The following is a 14502-nucleotide window of genomic DNA, read 5'->3' on the forward strand; positions in this document are numbered from 1 at the left end:
CCGGTCCGAACGGCCAAGCGGTGGCGCGCCTGACTGGCGCTGCGATTCGGGACGTCCTGACCGGCTCGCCTGACGGCGGCCCTCGAACGATCGCGGAAGGGGTCAGATCTCGAACTGCGGCTGCAACTCGCGGATGCGCTTCATGGCAACGCCCGCAGCGGCCGTGCGCGTCTCGACCCCAAGCTTGACGTACACCCGCTCCAGGTGCTTCTTGGCCGTGGCCGGGCTGCTGCCGAGGATGTCGCCGATGTCGCGATTGGTCTTGCCCTTGACCACCCAGTACAGCACCTCGGCCTCGCGGGCGGTGAGCTTCAGGCTCAGGCTCATGGCTTCGATGACGGCCGTGTCGGACACCTCGCGCATGATGATCATCCACTCGGCCCCATCGTTGTCGTGGCCGGTCTGCTGGTGCAGGCGCAGGTTGAGCCGCGCGGCGCCGTGCTCGATCGACAGCACCGGCGGCTCGATGCGGTCGACCGTGCCGGGCAGGTGCTGGTGCAGCCACGCGAGCACGGCCGCCGGCGTCTCGGGCGCGCTGGTGCCGCAGTAGCGCAGCAGCAGGTCGCGCGCGAGCGAGGTCTGCCAGATGAGCCGGCCTTCCGGCATTCGCACGGTGATGCTGGCATAGCCGAACGCGTCGAGCGCATTGCGCGCCTGGCCAGCCTGCCGCGCCGACTGCCGCGCCTGCCGGGCGCCCTGCAAGTGCACGTTCATGCGCGCCAGTACTTCCTTCGGCTTGATCGGCTTGGTCACGTAGTCGACGCCGCCGGCCTCCAGTGCGGCGACGAGGTGCTCGGTCTCGGTGAGCCCGGTCATGAACACGATCGGGATGTGCGCGGTGGCCGCGTCGGCCTTGAGCCGGCGCGCCACTTCAAACCCGTCGATGCCGGGCATCATCGCGTCGAGCAGCACGATGTCGGGCCGCGCATGCGCCGCGCGCTGCAGGGCCTGCTCGCCGCTGGTCGCGATCAGCACGGTGTAGCCGGATTCGTCGAGCGCGTCGTGCAGCACCGCGAGGTTGTCGGGCACGTCGTCGACGATGAGCACTAGGTCGCTGTTGGCCGCGTTGTCGCGCAACGTGCGGGCAAGTGCGTTGGGCTCGGCCATCATGAGGCTCCGACGCCCTGTTGCGCGATGGCGCGGCTCATGGCTTCGAACTGGAACTGCCGCGCCAGCGTGCGTTGCGCTTCGGTCCAGCTTGCGCACTCGGGTTGCGCTGCATCGATGTCGTCCAACTGATTCATGATTCCGCGAAAGTAACCAAGTCCGACGGCCTCTTCGAGCACTTTCAGCCGCGCCTCGGAGGGCCGCACCACCGCCACCGCCACCGCAACAGGCGGCGCCGCAGGCGCGATGGCGTTGTCGGTCCAATGGATGGAAAGCCGCCGTTCGAGCCATTCGAGCAAGTCGCTGTGGCGCACCGGCTTGACGAAGAAGTCGTCCGGCGCGATGCCGACGTCGTTGAACAGCCGCTTGTCGAAAGCATTGGCCGACACGATGGCCACCGCGGTTCGCGTCAGGCCGAGGCGATGTGCGCGGCGGATGGTTTCCCAGCCGTCGATGCCGGGCATGGCCAGGTCGACGAACATCGCGTCGGGCCGGTAGCCGGCCGCGATGAGGTCGAGCGCATCGTGGCCGCTGGCGGCGGTGCGCAGTTCGAAGCCCAGCCGGGCAAGCACATGCACGAGCAGTTCGCGGTCGGCCTCCTCGTTGTCGACCACCAATACGCGACGCCGCTCGCCGAGGTAGCCGCGGCGAACGCGCTGCGCCGGCGAGGGCCTGGGCTCCGTGACGGCCACGGCATCGTGCACGCGCGGCAGGAAGAGCCGCAGCCGAAACACCGAGCCCTGCCCCGGCGTGCTCTGCACGTTCATCTCGCCGCCCATCAGGTCGGTCAGCATCTTGGCCATGGTGAGGCCCAGCCCGGCACCCGGCACGCCGGATGCGCCGTGCGACTCGCCGCGCGAGAAGGGCTCGAAGATCACGTCGAGTTCGGCTGGCGACATGCCGGGGCCGGTGTCCTCGATCTCGACTGCGGCGAACTCCCGTGCATAGCGCAGCCGCAAGGTGACCTGGCCGAGGCGGGTGAACTTGATCGCATTGCCCAGCAGGTTGATGAGGATCTGGCGCACGCGCTTCTCGTCGGCACGCACCACAGCCGGCAATTCGCCACTCGGCTCGAAGCGGAACGCCAGGCCCTTCTCGGCCGCCTGCAACTCGAACATGTCGGCCAGTTCCTGCAGGGTCTCTGCAAAGGGCATCGGCCTGGCATTGAGCGTGAGCTTGCCGGCCTCGATGTGCGCGATGTCCAGCGTTCCTTCGATGAGCGACAGCAGGTGCTCGCCGCCCCGCTTGATCACGGCCACCGCCTGGCGCCGATGCGGCGGCACCGAGGCATCCTCGCCCATCAACTGCGCATAGCCCAGGATGCTGTTCAAGGGCGTGCGCAACTCGTGGCTGATGGCGCTGATGTACCGGCTCTTGGCCTGGTTTGCCAGGTCGGCCGTGGCGCGTGCGCGATCGGCGGTTTGCTTGGCATCCTGCAGCGCACGATCGGTCTCGCGGTGCAGCGCGATCTCGCGTTGCAGCAGGTGCGTCTGGCGATTCGACTCTTCCTGCGCCACCTTGCGGCTCTGGTGCGCAAGCACCAGCCACCAGGCCACGATGCCCGCGATGACCAGCAGCGCCATGTAGGCCTTGAGGAAGCCGCCGCGCAGGGACTGCGCGCTGGCATCGACGGCCTCGCTCAGCAGCATCGCGCGCAGCTCCTGCTGGTAGAGCACGCCGAACACCCCCGCGAGCAGCGGGACGATGATCATCATCAACAAGAGGAAGTGGCCCAGCCCCGTGTCGAGGTAGCGCCAGCTGCGGCGCGGCAGCAGCCAGCGCAGCACGGCCGACCATTGGGCGGAGAGGGCCGCATCCGGCTTGCAGAGGTCGCCGCAGCGCGCATCGAGCGTGCAGCACAGCGAACAGATCGCGCCCTGGTAGGCCGGGCAATGGGCCATGTCGGGGCCTTCGTATTCGCGCTCGCAGATCACGCAGCGTTGCAGCTTGAGCCGCTGATAGCTGCCCGCATCGACGTCGGAAGGCGTCTCGACGCGCGCCCACAGGACCTTGCCGCGCCTCTCCCCTTCATGACCCGGTCCGCGCGCAAGGTAGTACTTGCCGCGCGTGACAAAGGCCAGGAACGGTGTCGCGACGAACGCGGTGCCCAGTGCGATCAGCGCCGAAAAAGCCTGCGCCGTCTGGCCGAACATGCCGAGGTGCGCGCTGATCGACAAGCCCGAGGCCAGCGCCATCGCGCCTACGCCGACCGGGTTGATGTCCCACAGGTACGCCCGCTTGAACTCGATGCCCGGCGGCGACAGGCCGAGCGGCTTGTTGATGACGAGGTCGGCCACAACGGCCATCATCCAGGCGATCGCGATGTTCGCGTAGAGGCCGAGCACGTCCCCCAGCGCCTCGAACACGTTCATCTCCATCAGCATGAAGGCGATCAGCGCGTTGAACACCACCCACACCACGCGACCCGGGTGGCTGTGCGTGACGCGCGAGAAGAAATTGCTCCAGGCCAGCGAGCCGGCATAGGCGTTGGTGACGTTGATCTTGAGCTGCGAGATCACCACGAACACCGCCGTGGCCACCACCGCCCAGACGTAGTTCGGGAACACGTACTCGTAGGCCGCGAGGTACATCTGGTTGGGGTCGACCGCGCGCTCGGGCGGCACCATGTGCGTGATGGCGAGGTACGCCAGCAGGGCGCCGCCGAGCATCTTGATGACACCGAGGATCACCCAGCCCGGCCCGCCCGCCAGCACCGCTGCCCACCAGCGGCCGCGCGTGGCCGCGGTTCGGACCGGCATGAAGCGCAGGTAGTCGGCCTGCTCGCCCATCTGCGTGATGAGCGCGATGCCGACCGTGAGCGCGGCACCGAACAGGTGCATGTTGAAGCCCGACACATCGGACTTGACGCCGCTGTAGTGCGCAATGCCCGCAAACGCACCAGGATCGCGCGCCAGCACGTAGCCAAACGGCACCACGAGCATGAGCAGCCAGATCGGCTGCGTCCACAACTGCAGCCGGCTGATGGCGGACACGCCGTGCGTCACCAGCGGGATCACCACCAGCGCGCAGATCAGGTAGCCCCAGGCTGGCGGAATGCCGAGGGACAGTTCGAGCGCATAGGCCATCACCGCCGCTTCCAGCGCGAAAAAGATGAAGGTGAAGGACGCGTAGATCAGCGAGGTGATCGTCGAGCCGATGTAGCCGAAGCCGGCGCCCCGCGTGAGCAGGTCCATGTCGACGCCGTAGCGCGCCGCATAGACGCTGATCGGCAGGCCCGCGAGGAAGATGATCAGGCCGGTCGTGAGGATGGCCCAGAACGCGTTGAGGAAGCCGTACTGCACCAGCAGCGTCGCACCGACCGCCTCGAGGATAAGGAACGACGCCGCGCCGAATGCGGTGTTGGCCACGCGCCATTCCGACCACTTGCGAAAGCGCTGCGGCGTGTAGCGCAGGGCGTAGTCTTCCAGCGTCTCGCTGGCAACCCAACTGTTGTAGTCGCGGCGCACCTTGACGATGCGCTGCGGAGCGTCGCCATCTTCGACGGCGACTTCAGGAGGGAGCGTTGGCGGGGCGAGACTCACACGAGGTACGTGCAGCTTTCATGCCTGGATTTGTTGCTCGCCCCCAGGCTCCGCGCCACTTCGTGTCGCTCCTCCCACCCCCTGCCGGGGGCAACACCAGCGGCCCGGCGAAGCCGGTTCCGCGGTGTTCCACGCATGGGCTGGAATCGTTCGTTAACCTGACGGCGTGACTGTTGCAAAGCGAGCTCCTCCCACCCCCCTGCCGGGGGCAACACCAGGGGGCCGGCGAAGCCGGTTCCGCGGTGTTCCACGGATGGGCTGGAATCGTTCGTGAATCTGACGGCATGACTGTTGCAATGCGGCAATGCGGCAATGCGGAGTTGCCCATAATCGGCGCACCTTGCGCCAACCGATACAACGCCCATGGAACTGACGCCACGCGAAAAAGACAAGTTGCTGATCTTCACCGCGGCGCTGCTGGCCGAACGCCGGCAGGCACGAGGGCTCAAGCTCAACTACCCCGAGGCCGTGGCACTGATCTCGGCCGCCGTGATGGAAGGTGCCCGCGACGGCAAGAGCGTGGCGGCGCTGATGAGCGAAGGCCGCAGCGTTCTCACGCGCGCCGACGTGATGGACGGCGTGCCGGAGATGATTCCGGACATCCAGGTCGAAGCGACATTCCCGGACGGCACCAAGCTGGTGACCGTGCACCAACCCATCGTCTGACCCCCACTGATCCAGCGGAGAACCTCATGCGCTTTCTGACGCGTTCCACTTTCCTTGCGATGCTCGCAACCGCCCTGCCTCTTGCCGCCTCCGCGCACGTAGGCGTCGATGGCGCGGCGCATCACACCGCCGGATTTGCGCAGGGTTTCCTGCATCCGTTCACCGGCATGGACCACATGGCCGCGATGGTCGGCGTGGGGCTGTGGAGCGCCCTCGCCTCGCGCGGCGCACGCGATCTGTTCTGGGCGCCGCTGGGCTTTGCGGCGATGTTGCTCGTCGGCGCATTGCTGGGCCTGGCGGGTGCGCAGGTGCCCGCGGTCGAGCCGATGATTGCCGCGTCGCTGCTGGCGGTGGGGCTGCTGGTCGCGACGCGGCTGCACCTGCCGGGGCCGATGGCGGCGGCGGTGGTCGGCACGTTCGCAGTCTTCCATGGCGTCGCGCACGGCTACGAGTTGTCGGGCGACAGCGGCGCACTCGCGGCCGTCTGCGGCATGGTGCTGGCCACCGGACTGCTGCATATCGCCGGCATCGCGGCGGGCTGGGCACTGCGCCGACGCTCCACGCTGCCACCGCGCATCGCGGGTGCGGCAGTCGCACTGTTCGGCGTCGCGCTTCTCACGCAAGTGGCCTGAGCATGATTCCCGGCGAACTCATCACCGACGAGGGCGAGCATGCGCTCAACCCTGGCCGCCGAACCCTGACGATGGTCGTGCAGAACACGGCCGATCGCCCGATCCAGGTCGGTTCGCACTATCACTTTGCCGAAACCAACGGCGCGCTCGGCTTCGACCGCGAGGCCGCGCGCGGCATGCGGCTCAACATTGCATCCGGTACGGCCGTGCGTTTCGAACCCGGCCAGCAACGCACGGTCGAGCTCTGCGAATTCACCGGCGACCGCATCGTCTACGGCTTTCGCGGCCTGGTTCAAGGAAAGCTGTAAATGGCAACCATCGGACGGCGTGCCTACGCCGAAATCTTCGGCCCGACGGTAGGCGACCGCGTGCGCCTGGCCGACACCGACCTCGTCATCGAAGTCGAAGCCGACTACACGCTGCGCGCCGGCGGCTACGGAGAGGAAGTGAAGTTCGGCGGCGGCAAGACCATCCGCGACGGCATGGCGCAATCGCAGCGCACGCGTGCCGACGGCGCGGTCGACACGGTCATGACCAACGCACTGATCCTCGACCACTGGGGCATCGTCAAGGCCGACATCGGCCTCAAGGGCGGGCGCATCGTCGCGATCGGCAAGGCCGGCAATCCGGACGTGCAGCCTGGCGTCGACATCGTCATCGGACCGGGCACCGAAATCATCAGTTGCGAATGCAACATCGTCACGGCCGGCGGGATCGACAGCCACATCCACTTCATCTGTCCGCAGCAGATCGAGGAGGCGCTGGGTTCGGGCGTGACGACCATGCTCGGCGGCGGCACCGGCCCGGCCACAGGCACGTTTGCCACGACGGCGACGCCGGGTCCGTGGCACATCGAGCGCATGCTCCAGGCCGCGGATGCCTTCCCGATGAACCTTGGCTTTCTCGGCAAGGGCAACGCGAGCCTGCCTGCCGCGCTGCACGAACAGATCGACGCGGGGGCCATCGGCCTGAAGCTGCACGAGGACTGGGGCACCACGCCGGCGGCGATCAGCAACTGCCTCGACGTGGCCGACGCCACCGACACGCAGGTCGCGATCCACAGCGACACGCTGAACGAATCGGGCTTCGTCGAGAACACGATTGCCGCGGTGAAGGGCCGCGCGATCTGCGCGTTTCACACCGAGGGCGCGGGCGGCGGCCATGCGCCGGACATCCTGCGCGTGGTGGGCGAGGACAACTTCCTGCCGTCCTCCACCAATCCGACGATGCCCTACACCGTCAACACGCTCGACGAGCACGTCGACATGCTGATGGTGTGCCACCACCTCCACGCCAGCATTCCCGAGGACCTGGCCTTTGCCGAATCGCGCATCCGCAAGGAAACCATCGCGGCCGAGGACATCCTGCACGACCTCGGCGCGATCAGCATGTTCAGCAGCGACTCGCAGGCGATGGGCCGCGTCGGCGAGATCGTCATTCGCTGCTGGCAGACCGCGCACAAGATGAAGGGCCAGCGCGGCAAGCTGCCCGAGGACGGCGCGCGCAACGACAACTTCCGCGCCAAGCGCTACGTCGCCAAGTACACGATCAACCCGGCCATCGCGCACGGCATCGCGCACGAGGTCGGCAGCATCGAGGTCGGCAAGTGGGCCGACCTGGTGGTGTGGAAGCCGGCCTTCTTCGGCGTGAAGCCCTTCACCATCCTGAAGGGCGGCACCATCGCGATGGCCGCGATGGGCGACCCGAATGCATCGATCCCGACGCCGCAGCCGGTGCATTACCGGCCGCAATTCGGTGCCTACGGCGGCTCGCTCGCGCGCAGCTCGCTGACCTTCGTGTCGCAGGCCGGCCTGGCCGCGGGCGTGGGCCAGCGCTTCGGCTTGGCCAAGACGCTGAGCGCAGTGAAGAACACCCGCAGCGTGCGCAAGCAGCACATGATCCACAACGGCTACGCACCGAAGATGGAGATCGATGCGCAGACCTATGCGGTGCGCGCAGACGGCAACCTGCTGACCTGCGAGCCGGCGGCGTCGCTGCCGATGACGCAGCGGTATTTCCTGTTTTGACGGAGCTCCGTCTTTTTCAACCGATCCGGTATCGACCTCGACGAGTTAAAAAACCATGGGGGCCTGGCGTAGCTGGAGGGTGTCACCAGCCCTCCAATTCATGCTCGCCGCCATTTCGTCCGGGAAGATAATTCCTACCGCGTCCGGATCGTCGCCGATCTGAGTCAGCTGCAGCCTCCCGCTGCAGGTCTTTTCGAGTGTTGTCTTACAGGCCCTTGTCGGGCGCCGCGCAGGCGCCATCAACCAGCTCTCTCATGCTCACCGCCAACAAACTCATGTCCCAGGGCAAGGGCCTCGCACCCGTGCTGCTCAAGCGCGCAGCGACCATCGAACTCGACTGGGACGTGCGCCAGAAGAGCCGCTTCGACACGACCGATTCGCAGGGCCGGCAGATCGGCGTGTTCCTGCCGCGCGGCACGTCCGTGCGCGGCGGCGACGTGCTGGTGGCCGAGGACGGCTCGCTGGTGCGCGTGATCGCGGCGCCGCAGCCGGTGCTGGTCATCACGCATTGCAGCCAGCACGGCACGCCCTTCGACCTGACGCGCGCGGCCTATCACCTGGGCAACCGGCATGTGCCGATCGAGCTCCAGCCCGATCACCTGAAGATCGAGCCCGACCATGTGCTGGCCGCGATGCTGCGCTCGATGCACCTGATCGTGCGCGAGGCCGAGGCGGCCTTCGAGCCCGAAGGCGGGGCCTATGGCGCGCAGGGCGGTAGCCAAGGGCATGGGCATTCGCACGGCGGTACCGCGCCGGTCGGGCCGGTGCTGCATCCCGATGCCTACGGAGGCACGCCCGGCGGGCACGATCACGATCACGATCACGATCATGGGCACGATCACGATCACGATCACGATCATGGGCACGGCCATGACCACGACCACGACCACGGTCATTCCCACGGCCACTCCCACTGATGCCTGACGCCCCTGCCGCGCTGCCTGCGGCCAGCCTGCTGCAACTGATCTGGCTGGCATCGCCAGGCTTGCCGATCGGCGGGTTCTCGTATTCCGAGGGGCTCGAAGCAGGCGTCGAATGGGCCGGCCTCGACAGCGAGGCTCAAGCTTCGGACTGGATCGTCGACCAGCTTTACCTGAGCCTCGGGCGCGGCGACTTGCCGGTGGTCGCGCAGGCCATCGCAGCATGGCGTGCGGGCGACATCGAGCGCATCCATGCCCTCAACGCCTGGGTGCTGCAGACGCGCGAATCCGCCGAATTCCTGTTGCAGGCCGAACAGATGGGCCGCTCCTTCGTCGAGTGGCTCAAACTGCACCACGATGACGTGACCGACGCCTTCGACGGCATGCCGATCACCTATCCTGTTGCCTTCGCCTTTGCCGCGAGCCGCACCGATGCCGGCGTGCGCGACGGCTGCCTGGCCTTCGCCTTCGGCTGGGCCGAGAACATGACCGGCGCGGCCGTCAAATGCGTTCCACTGGGCCAGAGCGCCGGGCAACGCATGCTGGGGCGCTTGTCCCGCGAAATCCCCTCTGCGGTCGATCATGCGATCGCATTGCCGGACGAGGACCGCCAAGCCTTTTCGCCCATGCTCGCGGTGTACTCGGCCCGGCACGAAGTGCAATATTCACGTCTGTTCAGATCCTGATTCCTTCTCCAGGTACACGCCATGTCCTCCGCCCTGCACCACATCGCCAACCGCACCAAGAAACTGCCGCCGCTGCGCGTGGGCATCGGCGGGCCGGTGGGCTCCGGCAAGACCACGCTTCTCGAAATGCTCTGCAAGTCGATGCGCGACAAGTACGACCTGATCGCCATCACCAACGACATCTACACCAAGGAAGACCAGCGCCTGCTGACCGTCTCAGGCGCCTTGCCCGCCGAACGCATCATGGGCGTGGAAACCGGCGGCTGCCCGCACACCGCCATCCGCGAGGATGCATCGATCAACCTCGAGGCCATCGATCGCATGCTCGGCGACTTTCCGGATGCGGACGTGGTGTTCGTCGAGTCGGGCGGCGACAACCTGGCCGCCACCTTCAGCCCCGAGTTGAGCGACCTCACGATCTACGTGATCGACGTCGCGGCCGGCGAGAAGATTCCGCGCAAGGGCGGCCCCGGCATCACCAAGAGCGACCTGTTCGTCATCAACAAGACAGACCTTGCGCCCTACGTGGGCGCCGACCTCGGCGTGATGGAGGCCGACACCCAGCGCATGCGCAAGCACCGGCCCTATGTGATGACCAACCTGAAAACCAGCACCGGCCTGGCCGAGGTAGTGGCGTTCATCGAGCAGCGCGGCATGCTCGTTGGCGCTTGAAATGGAACACCCCCGATGCGCCTGCGGCGCCTCCCCCTCGAGGGGGCGCACCCCAGCGGCCCGGCAAAGCCGGTTCCGCGGGTGCCCACGAACAGACTTCGCGGTGCTCGTCCTGCGTCGCGGGTCGCGGGTCGCGGGTCGCGGGTCGCGGGTCGCGGGTCGCGGGTCGCGGGTCGCGGGTCGCGGGTCGCGGGTCGCGCGATAGCGTGCCGGAAAACTGATATGGCGGCATCCTGGGTCGACACAACCCAACCACCTCATGGCGAGGATCAGGCTTCAGGCAGCGCAGCGCTGCTGCGAAGGCGAATGCCCGCGAACAGCAGGGTCAATCCGAACACCAGCCCATAGGCGACCACGACGAAGCGCCGCTCGACGCTGCCGGACGGTCCGAGGATCAGGCCCACGCCAAACAATGCGGTGCTGACACTGGCGACGACGGCCGGCCACACGAGGGATTGCGGCGATCCGCTGTGACCCTGCTCCTTGAAGGAGTGCACGACGCCGTAGAGCACACCCGTGATGCCCAGCGCGATGAAGACGGTAATGACGGCGGTGGCGAAGAACGCGCCGGTGAGGAGATTCGTCGTGATGTTCGGGTTCAGCAGCAGCATGCCGCCGAATGCCAGCCGCACGATGCCATCGAGCAGCACGATGAAGAAAAGCCATCGCCCACGCACGCTTTGAAACAAGGCAACCGCGAGAAGCAGGGCGAGCGCGCCATCGATCACGCCGTAGTAGCCGCCCAGCATCGTGTCCTTCGGCGCTATCAGCAGGTAACCGGCGAACAGCACGTTGAAGGTACCGCGAAGCAGAAGCAGTTGTCGCATGAGCATGGCCCTGACAGTCGGAAAGCGGGCTACCTTACTAGCTTGCAAACCCGCATGCAAACGCTGTTTTGGCGCGTGCGCTGCACCTTGATGCAACGAATGGGTCGGGCACCGCCAACCCGCCGGCGATTTCCGCTACATTGCCGAAGCGACATTTCTCCGAGAGCCGATGCGGCGTCTGCGCAGCAGGCGCCATCGACTCAATCTTTTCAATGCGCGGGAGTCAATTTTTCATGCGTTATTCCGTCATCGTTCTGGCTGGCGCTCTTGCGCTCTCCAACGCCACATTTGCCCAGGACACGAAAGCTGCGAAGTCGGCGGACGGAAGCGTGCGCGCAACCGCTGGCGAGCTTGTGGTGAGTGCAACCGTCGTCGAACTCGACAAGGTTCACCGCACCGCCGTGTTGAAGGGTCCGAAGGGCAAGCTCACCCGGGTCGATGTTCCCGACTCGGTCAAGAACTTCGACGAAGTGCACGTCGGCGACCAACTCGTGCTGCGCTATGTCGCTGCCCTTGCGAGCAAGCTCGAACCGGTTGCCGACAACAGCGGCATCCGCGAACGGGTAGAAACCACCGGCGGGGCCACTGCGCCGGCAGGTTCGTTGCCTGGCACGGCCGCCATGCGCACGGTCGAAGTACTGGCCACGGTTCAGTCGATCGACCTCAAGGCACGCACGGCGCAGTTGCGCGGCATTTCGCGCACTGTCACCGTCAAGATCCCTGACGACCTGGACGTGAGCAAGGTGAAAGCCGGCAGCCAGGTGCGCGCCGTGTTCACCGAGGCCGCCGTGCTGAGCGTGGAGCGCGTGGCCAAGAAGAAGTAGCGCTAGCGGGATTGCCGCGCGCCCCGCGCACGAAACGCGGGCCAGGGTAGGTTCAACGGACAACATGAGCAGCAAACGTCACCGCAACAAGCAACAAAAAGGCGCCACGCCTTCGCAAGGCGCTGCTGCGCCCGGCAATATGTCGACCCCCGCGCCGGCGGCGCAGCCCCAGTCGACACGAAGGACGTTGCTGCTCGCCTCGATCGGCGCGGTGGCCGTAGGGGGTGCCGCTTATGGCGGCGCAACCTGGTGGCAATCGCGCCAGGCGCAACCGGCCCCGCGCGTGGCCGGCGCCAAGGGCGACAGGCCCATCGTCGTCAGTGGCGACGGCATTCGCGGCCCCAAGGGCATGGTGTGGGTACCCGGCGGCGTATTTCAGATGGGCAGCGACAGCAAGATGGCGCAGCCCAACGAGAAGCCCGCGCATCCGGTCCAGGTACAGGGTTTCTGGATGGACCGCGCGCACGTCACCAACGCGCAGTTCCGCGAGTTCGTCAATGCCACCCATTACGTGACCACGGCAGAACGCAAGCCCGATTGGGAGACCATTCGCGTGCAGAGCCCGCCTGGCACGCCCATGCCCCCCGAGGGCGCGATGGTTGCCGGCGCGATGGTCTTTGTCGGCACCGACAAACCCGTGAACCTCAATGACTGGTCGCAGTGGTGGCAATACATGCCTGGTGCCAACTGGAAGGCGCCGCAAGGCCCCGGCAGCAGCATCGAAGGCAAGGACGACCATCCAGTCGTGCAGGTCAGCTACGAAGATGCCCTGGCCTATGCCAAGTGGGCCAACAAGCGCCTGCCCACCGAGGCCGAATGGGAATTTGCCGCGCGCGGCGGACTCGAGCAGGCGACCTATGCCTGGGGCGACGACTACCAGCCCAATGGCCAGCCCATGGCCAACATCTGGGACCGGACGGCCAAGGGCCGCTTCCCGGTGGTGAGCGCCAAGGCCGGCGGCGCGATTGGCACGCAGCCGGTCGGCACCTTCCTGCCCAATGGCTACGGGCTGGTCGACATGACCGGCAATGCCTGGCAATGGGTGGCCGACTGGTACCGATCCGACTACTTCCAACTGCAGTCCAGGGCGCAAGGCGGCAAGCCAATCGACAACCCCACGGGCCCGCAAGACAGCTGGGACCCTGAGGACGCCAGCGCCCCGCCCGCCGCGCCGCGGCGCGTGACACGAGGCGGCTCCTTCCTTTGCAATGAAGATTATTGCCTGAGCTACCGCCCGAGTGCGCGACGTGGCAATGACCCGTTCAACCCCATGAGCCACATCGGCTTCCGGCTGGTGAGCGACGCTCCCAGACCCGCCAGCTAGCCGCCGGCGGCATTGCCCGCTTCGACCCCGGCGAGGCATGGCAGAAGGCCACTTCCCGAGCATCGTCGCTCTCGCTCATATCCGTTTTCCCCCACGCTATCGCGTGACTCGCGACGCATCAAATCGGGGCCAGCAAAGCGGGGCCTGTTCGTGGGCACCCGCGGAACCGGCTTTGCCGGGCCGCTGGGTGCGCCCCCTCGAGGGGGAGGCGCCGAAGGCGCATCGGGGGTGTTCCATCCCCCGCGGAACCGGCTTTGCCGGGCCGCAGGGTGCGCCCCCTCGAGGGGGAGGCGCCGAAGGCGCATCGGGGGTGTTCCATTTCCCCCGCGGAACCGGCTTTGCCGGGCCGCAGGGTACGCCCCCTCGAAGGGGAGGCGCCGCAGGCGCTTAGGGGATGTTCATCCTCTAGTTCGGAGGGTCGAGCCGCCTCGATTGCCATCTCACATAAGGCACCGTCGCGATGATGCTCACTACAAGGTACAGCATGATCGCGGCGGACGACTGGTGGTCGTTGGGGTCGGCCGCGTTGGCGGTCGCGATGGCAATGGCAATTCCGGGATGCCGGCATGCCGTCGACAGCGCGAGCACTCCCCGCTCCTCCGGATCGGGACCGCCGAGCGCATGGCCGACGACCAATGCGATGGCGACGAACACGACGATCGCGACCAGCGTTCCATCGCCCAGCAAGGCCCCGAGCGCACGGTGTGCGGCGATGAGGATCGCAACACCCGCGATGGGCAACAGGAATTTGCCCACGAGGATGGCGGGTGCCGCGATGGCCTGGGCCCGCTTGGGAAAGAGGCGGCCGCACAGCATGCCAGCCAGCAACGGCAGCACCGCCGCGGTAAAGACGATCTTCGCGATCGCCGCGGGCGGCGTCGCGTAGGACTTGTCGTAGAACAGGCCAAGCAGGTGCAGCGCCAGCGGGATGAAGGCCAACGACAGGACGGCCATCGTCACCATCAGCCCCAACCCGTAGGAGACTTGCCCGCCCGCCTTCTTGTGCTTGCGCGGGAGCAGCGGCGGCACCGGTGAAATGGCCAGCGCCACCAGCGCGACCTCGACCGGATGGCGGAAGTCGAAGCTCTGCGCCAGCACTACTGCAATGACCGGCATGATGACGAACATCGCGAGCACCGAGCGCACGAGATGCATGGGCCGCTCGAAGACATAGAGCACGTCTTCCCGCGTCGCCTTGAGGCCGAAGCCAAATACCGTCACGATGATGCTGGCCTGCAGGGCCAGCGCTATCACTTCACGTGCATTCATTGCACC

13 protein-coding genes are annotated in these 14502 nt (G+C 66.8%); 9 read left to right on the top strand and 4 right to left on the bottom strand.

The window, feature by feature from the left end; translation table 11 throughout:
* Nucleotides 1–102 precede the first annotated feature (102 nt).
* Together WKW80_RS16075 and WKW80_RS16080 are read right to left on the bottom strand one after the other, a co-directional pair.
* Nucleotides 103–1107, bottom strand: coding sequence for a response regulator (locus WKW80_RS16075; protein WP_340364567.1), 1005 nt, complete (start codon nt 1105–1107; stop codon nt 103–105).
* On the bottom strand, nt 1107–4649 hold the full coding sequence (locus WKW80_RS16080; RefSeq protein WP_340364568.1) for a hybrid sensor histidine kinase/response regulator: 3543 nt from the start codon (nt 4647–4649) through the stop codon (nt 1107–1109). Before WKW80_RS16080 ends, WKW80_RS16075 begins: the two co-directional genes overlap by 1 nt.
* Nucleotides 4650–5012: 363 nt before the next feature.
* Between WKW80_RS16080 and WKW80_RS16085 the strand changes: the two genes are divergently transcribed.
* The 7 genes from WKW80_RS16085 (at nt 5013) to ureG (ending at nt 10252) form a co-directional block, all read left to right on the top strand.
* A complete protein-coding gene (locus WKW80_RS16085) occupies nt 5013–5315 on the top strand; it encodes an urease subunit gamma (RefSeq protein WP_213955060.1) in 303 nt (100 codons plus the stop codon).
* Between the two features lie 26 nt (nt 5316–5341).
* Nucleotides 5342–5947 (top strand): HupE/UreJ family protein, encoded by a 606-nt coding sequence (locus WKW80_RS16090; RefSeq protein WP_340364569.1) that lies wholly within the window; start codon nt 5342–5344, stop codon nt 5945–5947.
* A 2-nt stretch (nt 5948–5949) separates the two neighbouring features.
* Nucleotides 5950–6255, top strand: coding sequence for an urease subunit beta (locus WKW80_RS16095; RefSeq protein WP_340364570.1), 306 nt, complete (start codon nt 5950–5952; stop codon nt 6253–6255).
* A complete protein-coding gene (gene ureC / locus WKW80_RS16100) occupies nt 6256–7974 on the top strand; it encodes an urease subunit alpha (RefSeq protein ID WP_340364571.1) in 1719 nt (572 codons plus the stop codon).
* A 254-nt stretch (nt 7975–8228) separates the two neighbouring features.
* Entirely contained in the window at nt 8229–8891 is a 663-nt protein-coding gene (gene ureE, locus WKW80_RS16105; protein WP_340364572.1) for an urease accessory protein UreE, read from the top strand.
* Nucleotides 8891–9580: an urease accessory protein UreF gene (locus WKW80_RS16110; protein WP_340364573.1), complete on the top strand. Its 690-nt coding sequence runs from the start codon at nt 8891–8893 to the stop codon at nt 9578–9580. The genes ureE and WKW80_RS16110 overlap by 1 nt, the downstream gene beginning before the upstream one ends.
* 21 nt (nt 9581–9601) lie before the next feature.
* On the top strand, nt 9602–10252 hold the full coding sequence (gene ureG, locus WKW80_RS16115; protein ID WP_340364574.1) for an urease accessory protein UreG: 651 nt from the start codon (nt 9602–9604) through the stop codon (nt 10250–10252).
* 269 nt (nt 10253–10521) lie between these two features.
* Here ureG and WKW80_RS16120 read toward each other — a convergent pair whose 3' ends face one another.
* The gene (locus tag WKW80_RS16120; RefSeq protein WP_340364575.1) at nt 10522–11079 is read right to left on the bottom strand and encodes a hypothetical protein; all 558 of its coding nucleotides are present in this window, start codon (nt 11077–11079) and stop codon (nt 10522–10524) included.
* Nucleotides 11080–11312: 233 nt separating this feature from the next.
* On the opposite strand from WKW80_RS16120, the gene WKW80_RS16125 reads away from it, so the two are divergent.
* Together WKW80_RS16125 and WKW80_RS16130 are read left to right on the top strand one after the other, a co-directional pair.
* Nucleotides 11313–11903, top strand: coding sequence for a hypothetical protein (locus WKW80_RS16125; protein ID WP_340364576.1), 591 nt, complete (start codon nt 11313–11315; stop codon nt 11901–11903).
* A 64-nt stretch (nt 11904–11967) separates the two neighbouring features.
* Nucleotides 11968–13227 carry a formylglycine-generating enzyme family protein gene (locus tag WKW80_RS16130; RefSeq protein ID WP_422822914.1) on the top strand — a complete coding sequence of 420 codons (1260 nt, stop codon included), beginning with the start codon at nt 11968–11970 and terminating at the stop codon, nt 13225–13227.
* 405 nt (nt 13228–13632) lie between these two features.
* On the opposite strand, the gene WKW80_RS16135 is transcribed toward WKW80_RS16130, so the two are convergent.
* A complete protein-coding gene (locus WKW80_RS16135; RefSeq protein ID WP_340364577.1) occupies nt 13633–14496 on the bottom strand; it encodes a bile acid:sodium symporter family protein in 864 nt (287 codons plus the stop codon).
* Between the last annotated feature and the right edge of the window lie 6 nt (nt 14497–14502).

The organism is Variovorax humicola (assembly GCF_037889915.1).
Taxonomy (GTDB): Bacteria; Pseudomonadota; Gammaproteobacteria; order Burkholderiales; family Burkholderiaceae_C; genus Variovorax; species Variovorax humicola.

Bases quoted from the DNA above. Each gene is read 5' to 3' on its own strand.
- WKW80_RS16125 (WP_340364576.1), top strand. From the start codon at position 11,313: ATGCGTTATTCCGTCATCGTTCTGGCTGGCGCTCTTGCGCTCTCCAAC.
- WKW80_RS16090 (WP_340364569.1), top strand. From the start codon at position 5,342: ATGCGCTTTCTGACGCGTTCCACTTTCCTTGCGATGCTCGCAACCGCC.
- WKW80_RS16130 (WP_422822914.1), top strand. From the start codon at position 11,968: ATGAGCAGCAAACGTCACCGCAACAAGCAACAAAAAGGCGCCACGCCT.
- ureE (WP_340364572.1), top strand. From the start codon at position 8,229: ATGCTCACCGCCAACAAACTCATGTCCCAGGGCAAGGGCCTCGCACCC.
- ureC (WP_340364571.1), top strand. From the start codon at position 6,256: ATGGCAACCATCGGACGGCGTGCCTACGCCGAAATCTTCGGCCCGACG.
- WKW80_RS16135 (WP_340364577.1), bottom strand. From the start codon at position 14,496: ATGAATGCACGTGAAGTGATAGCGCTGGCCCTGCAGGCCAGCATCATC.
- WKW80_RS16085 (WP_213955060.1), top strand. From the start codon at position 5,013: ATGGAACTGACGCCACGCGAAAAAGACAAGTTGCTGATCTTCACCGCG.
- ureG (WP_340364574.1), top strand. From the start codon at position 9,602: ATGTCCTCCGCCCTGCACCACATCGCCAACCGCACCAAGAAACTGCCG.
- WKW80_RS16110 (WP_340364573.1), top strand. From the start codon at position 8,891: ATGCCTGACGCCCCTGCCGCGCTGCCTGCGGCCAGCCTGCTGCAACTG.
- WKW80_RS16095 (WP_340364570.1), top strand. From the start codon at position 5,950: ATGATTCCCGGCGAACTCATCACCGACGAGGGCGAGCATGCGCTCAAC.
- WKW80_RS16120 (WP_340364575.1), bottom strand. From the start codon at position 11,079: ATGCGACAACTGCTTCTGCTTCGCGGTACCTTCAACGTGCTGTTCGCC.
- WKW80_RS16075 (WP_340364567.1), bottom strand. From the start codon at position 1,107: ATGGCCGAGCCCAACGCACTTGCCCGCACGTTGCGCGACAACGCGGCC.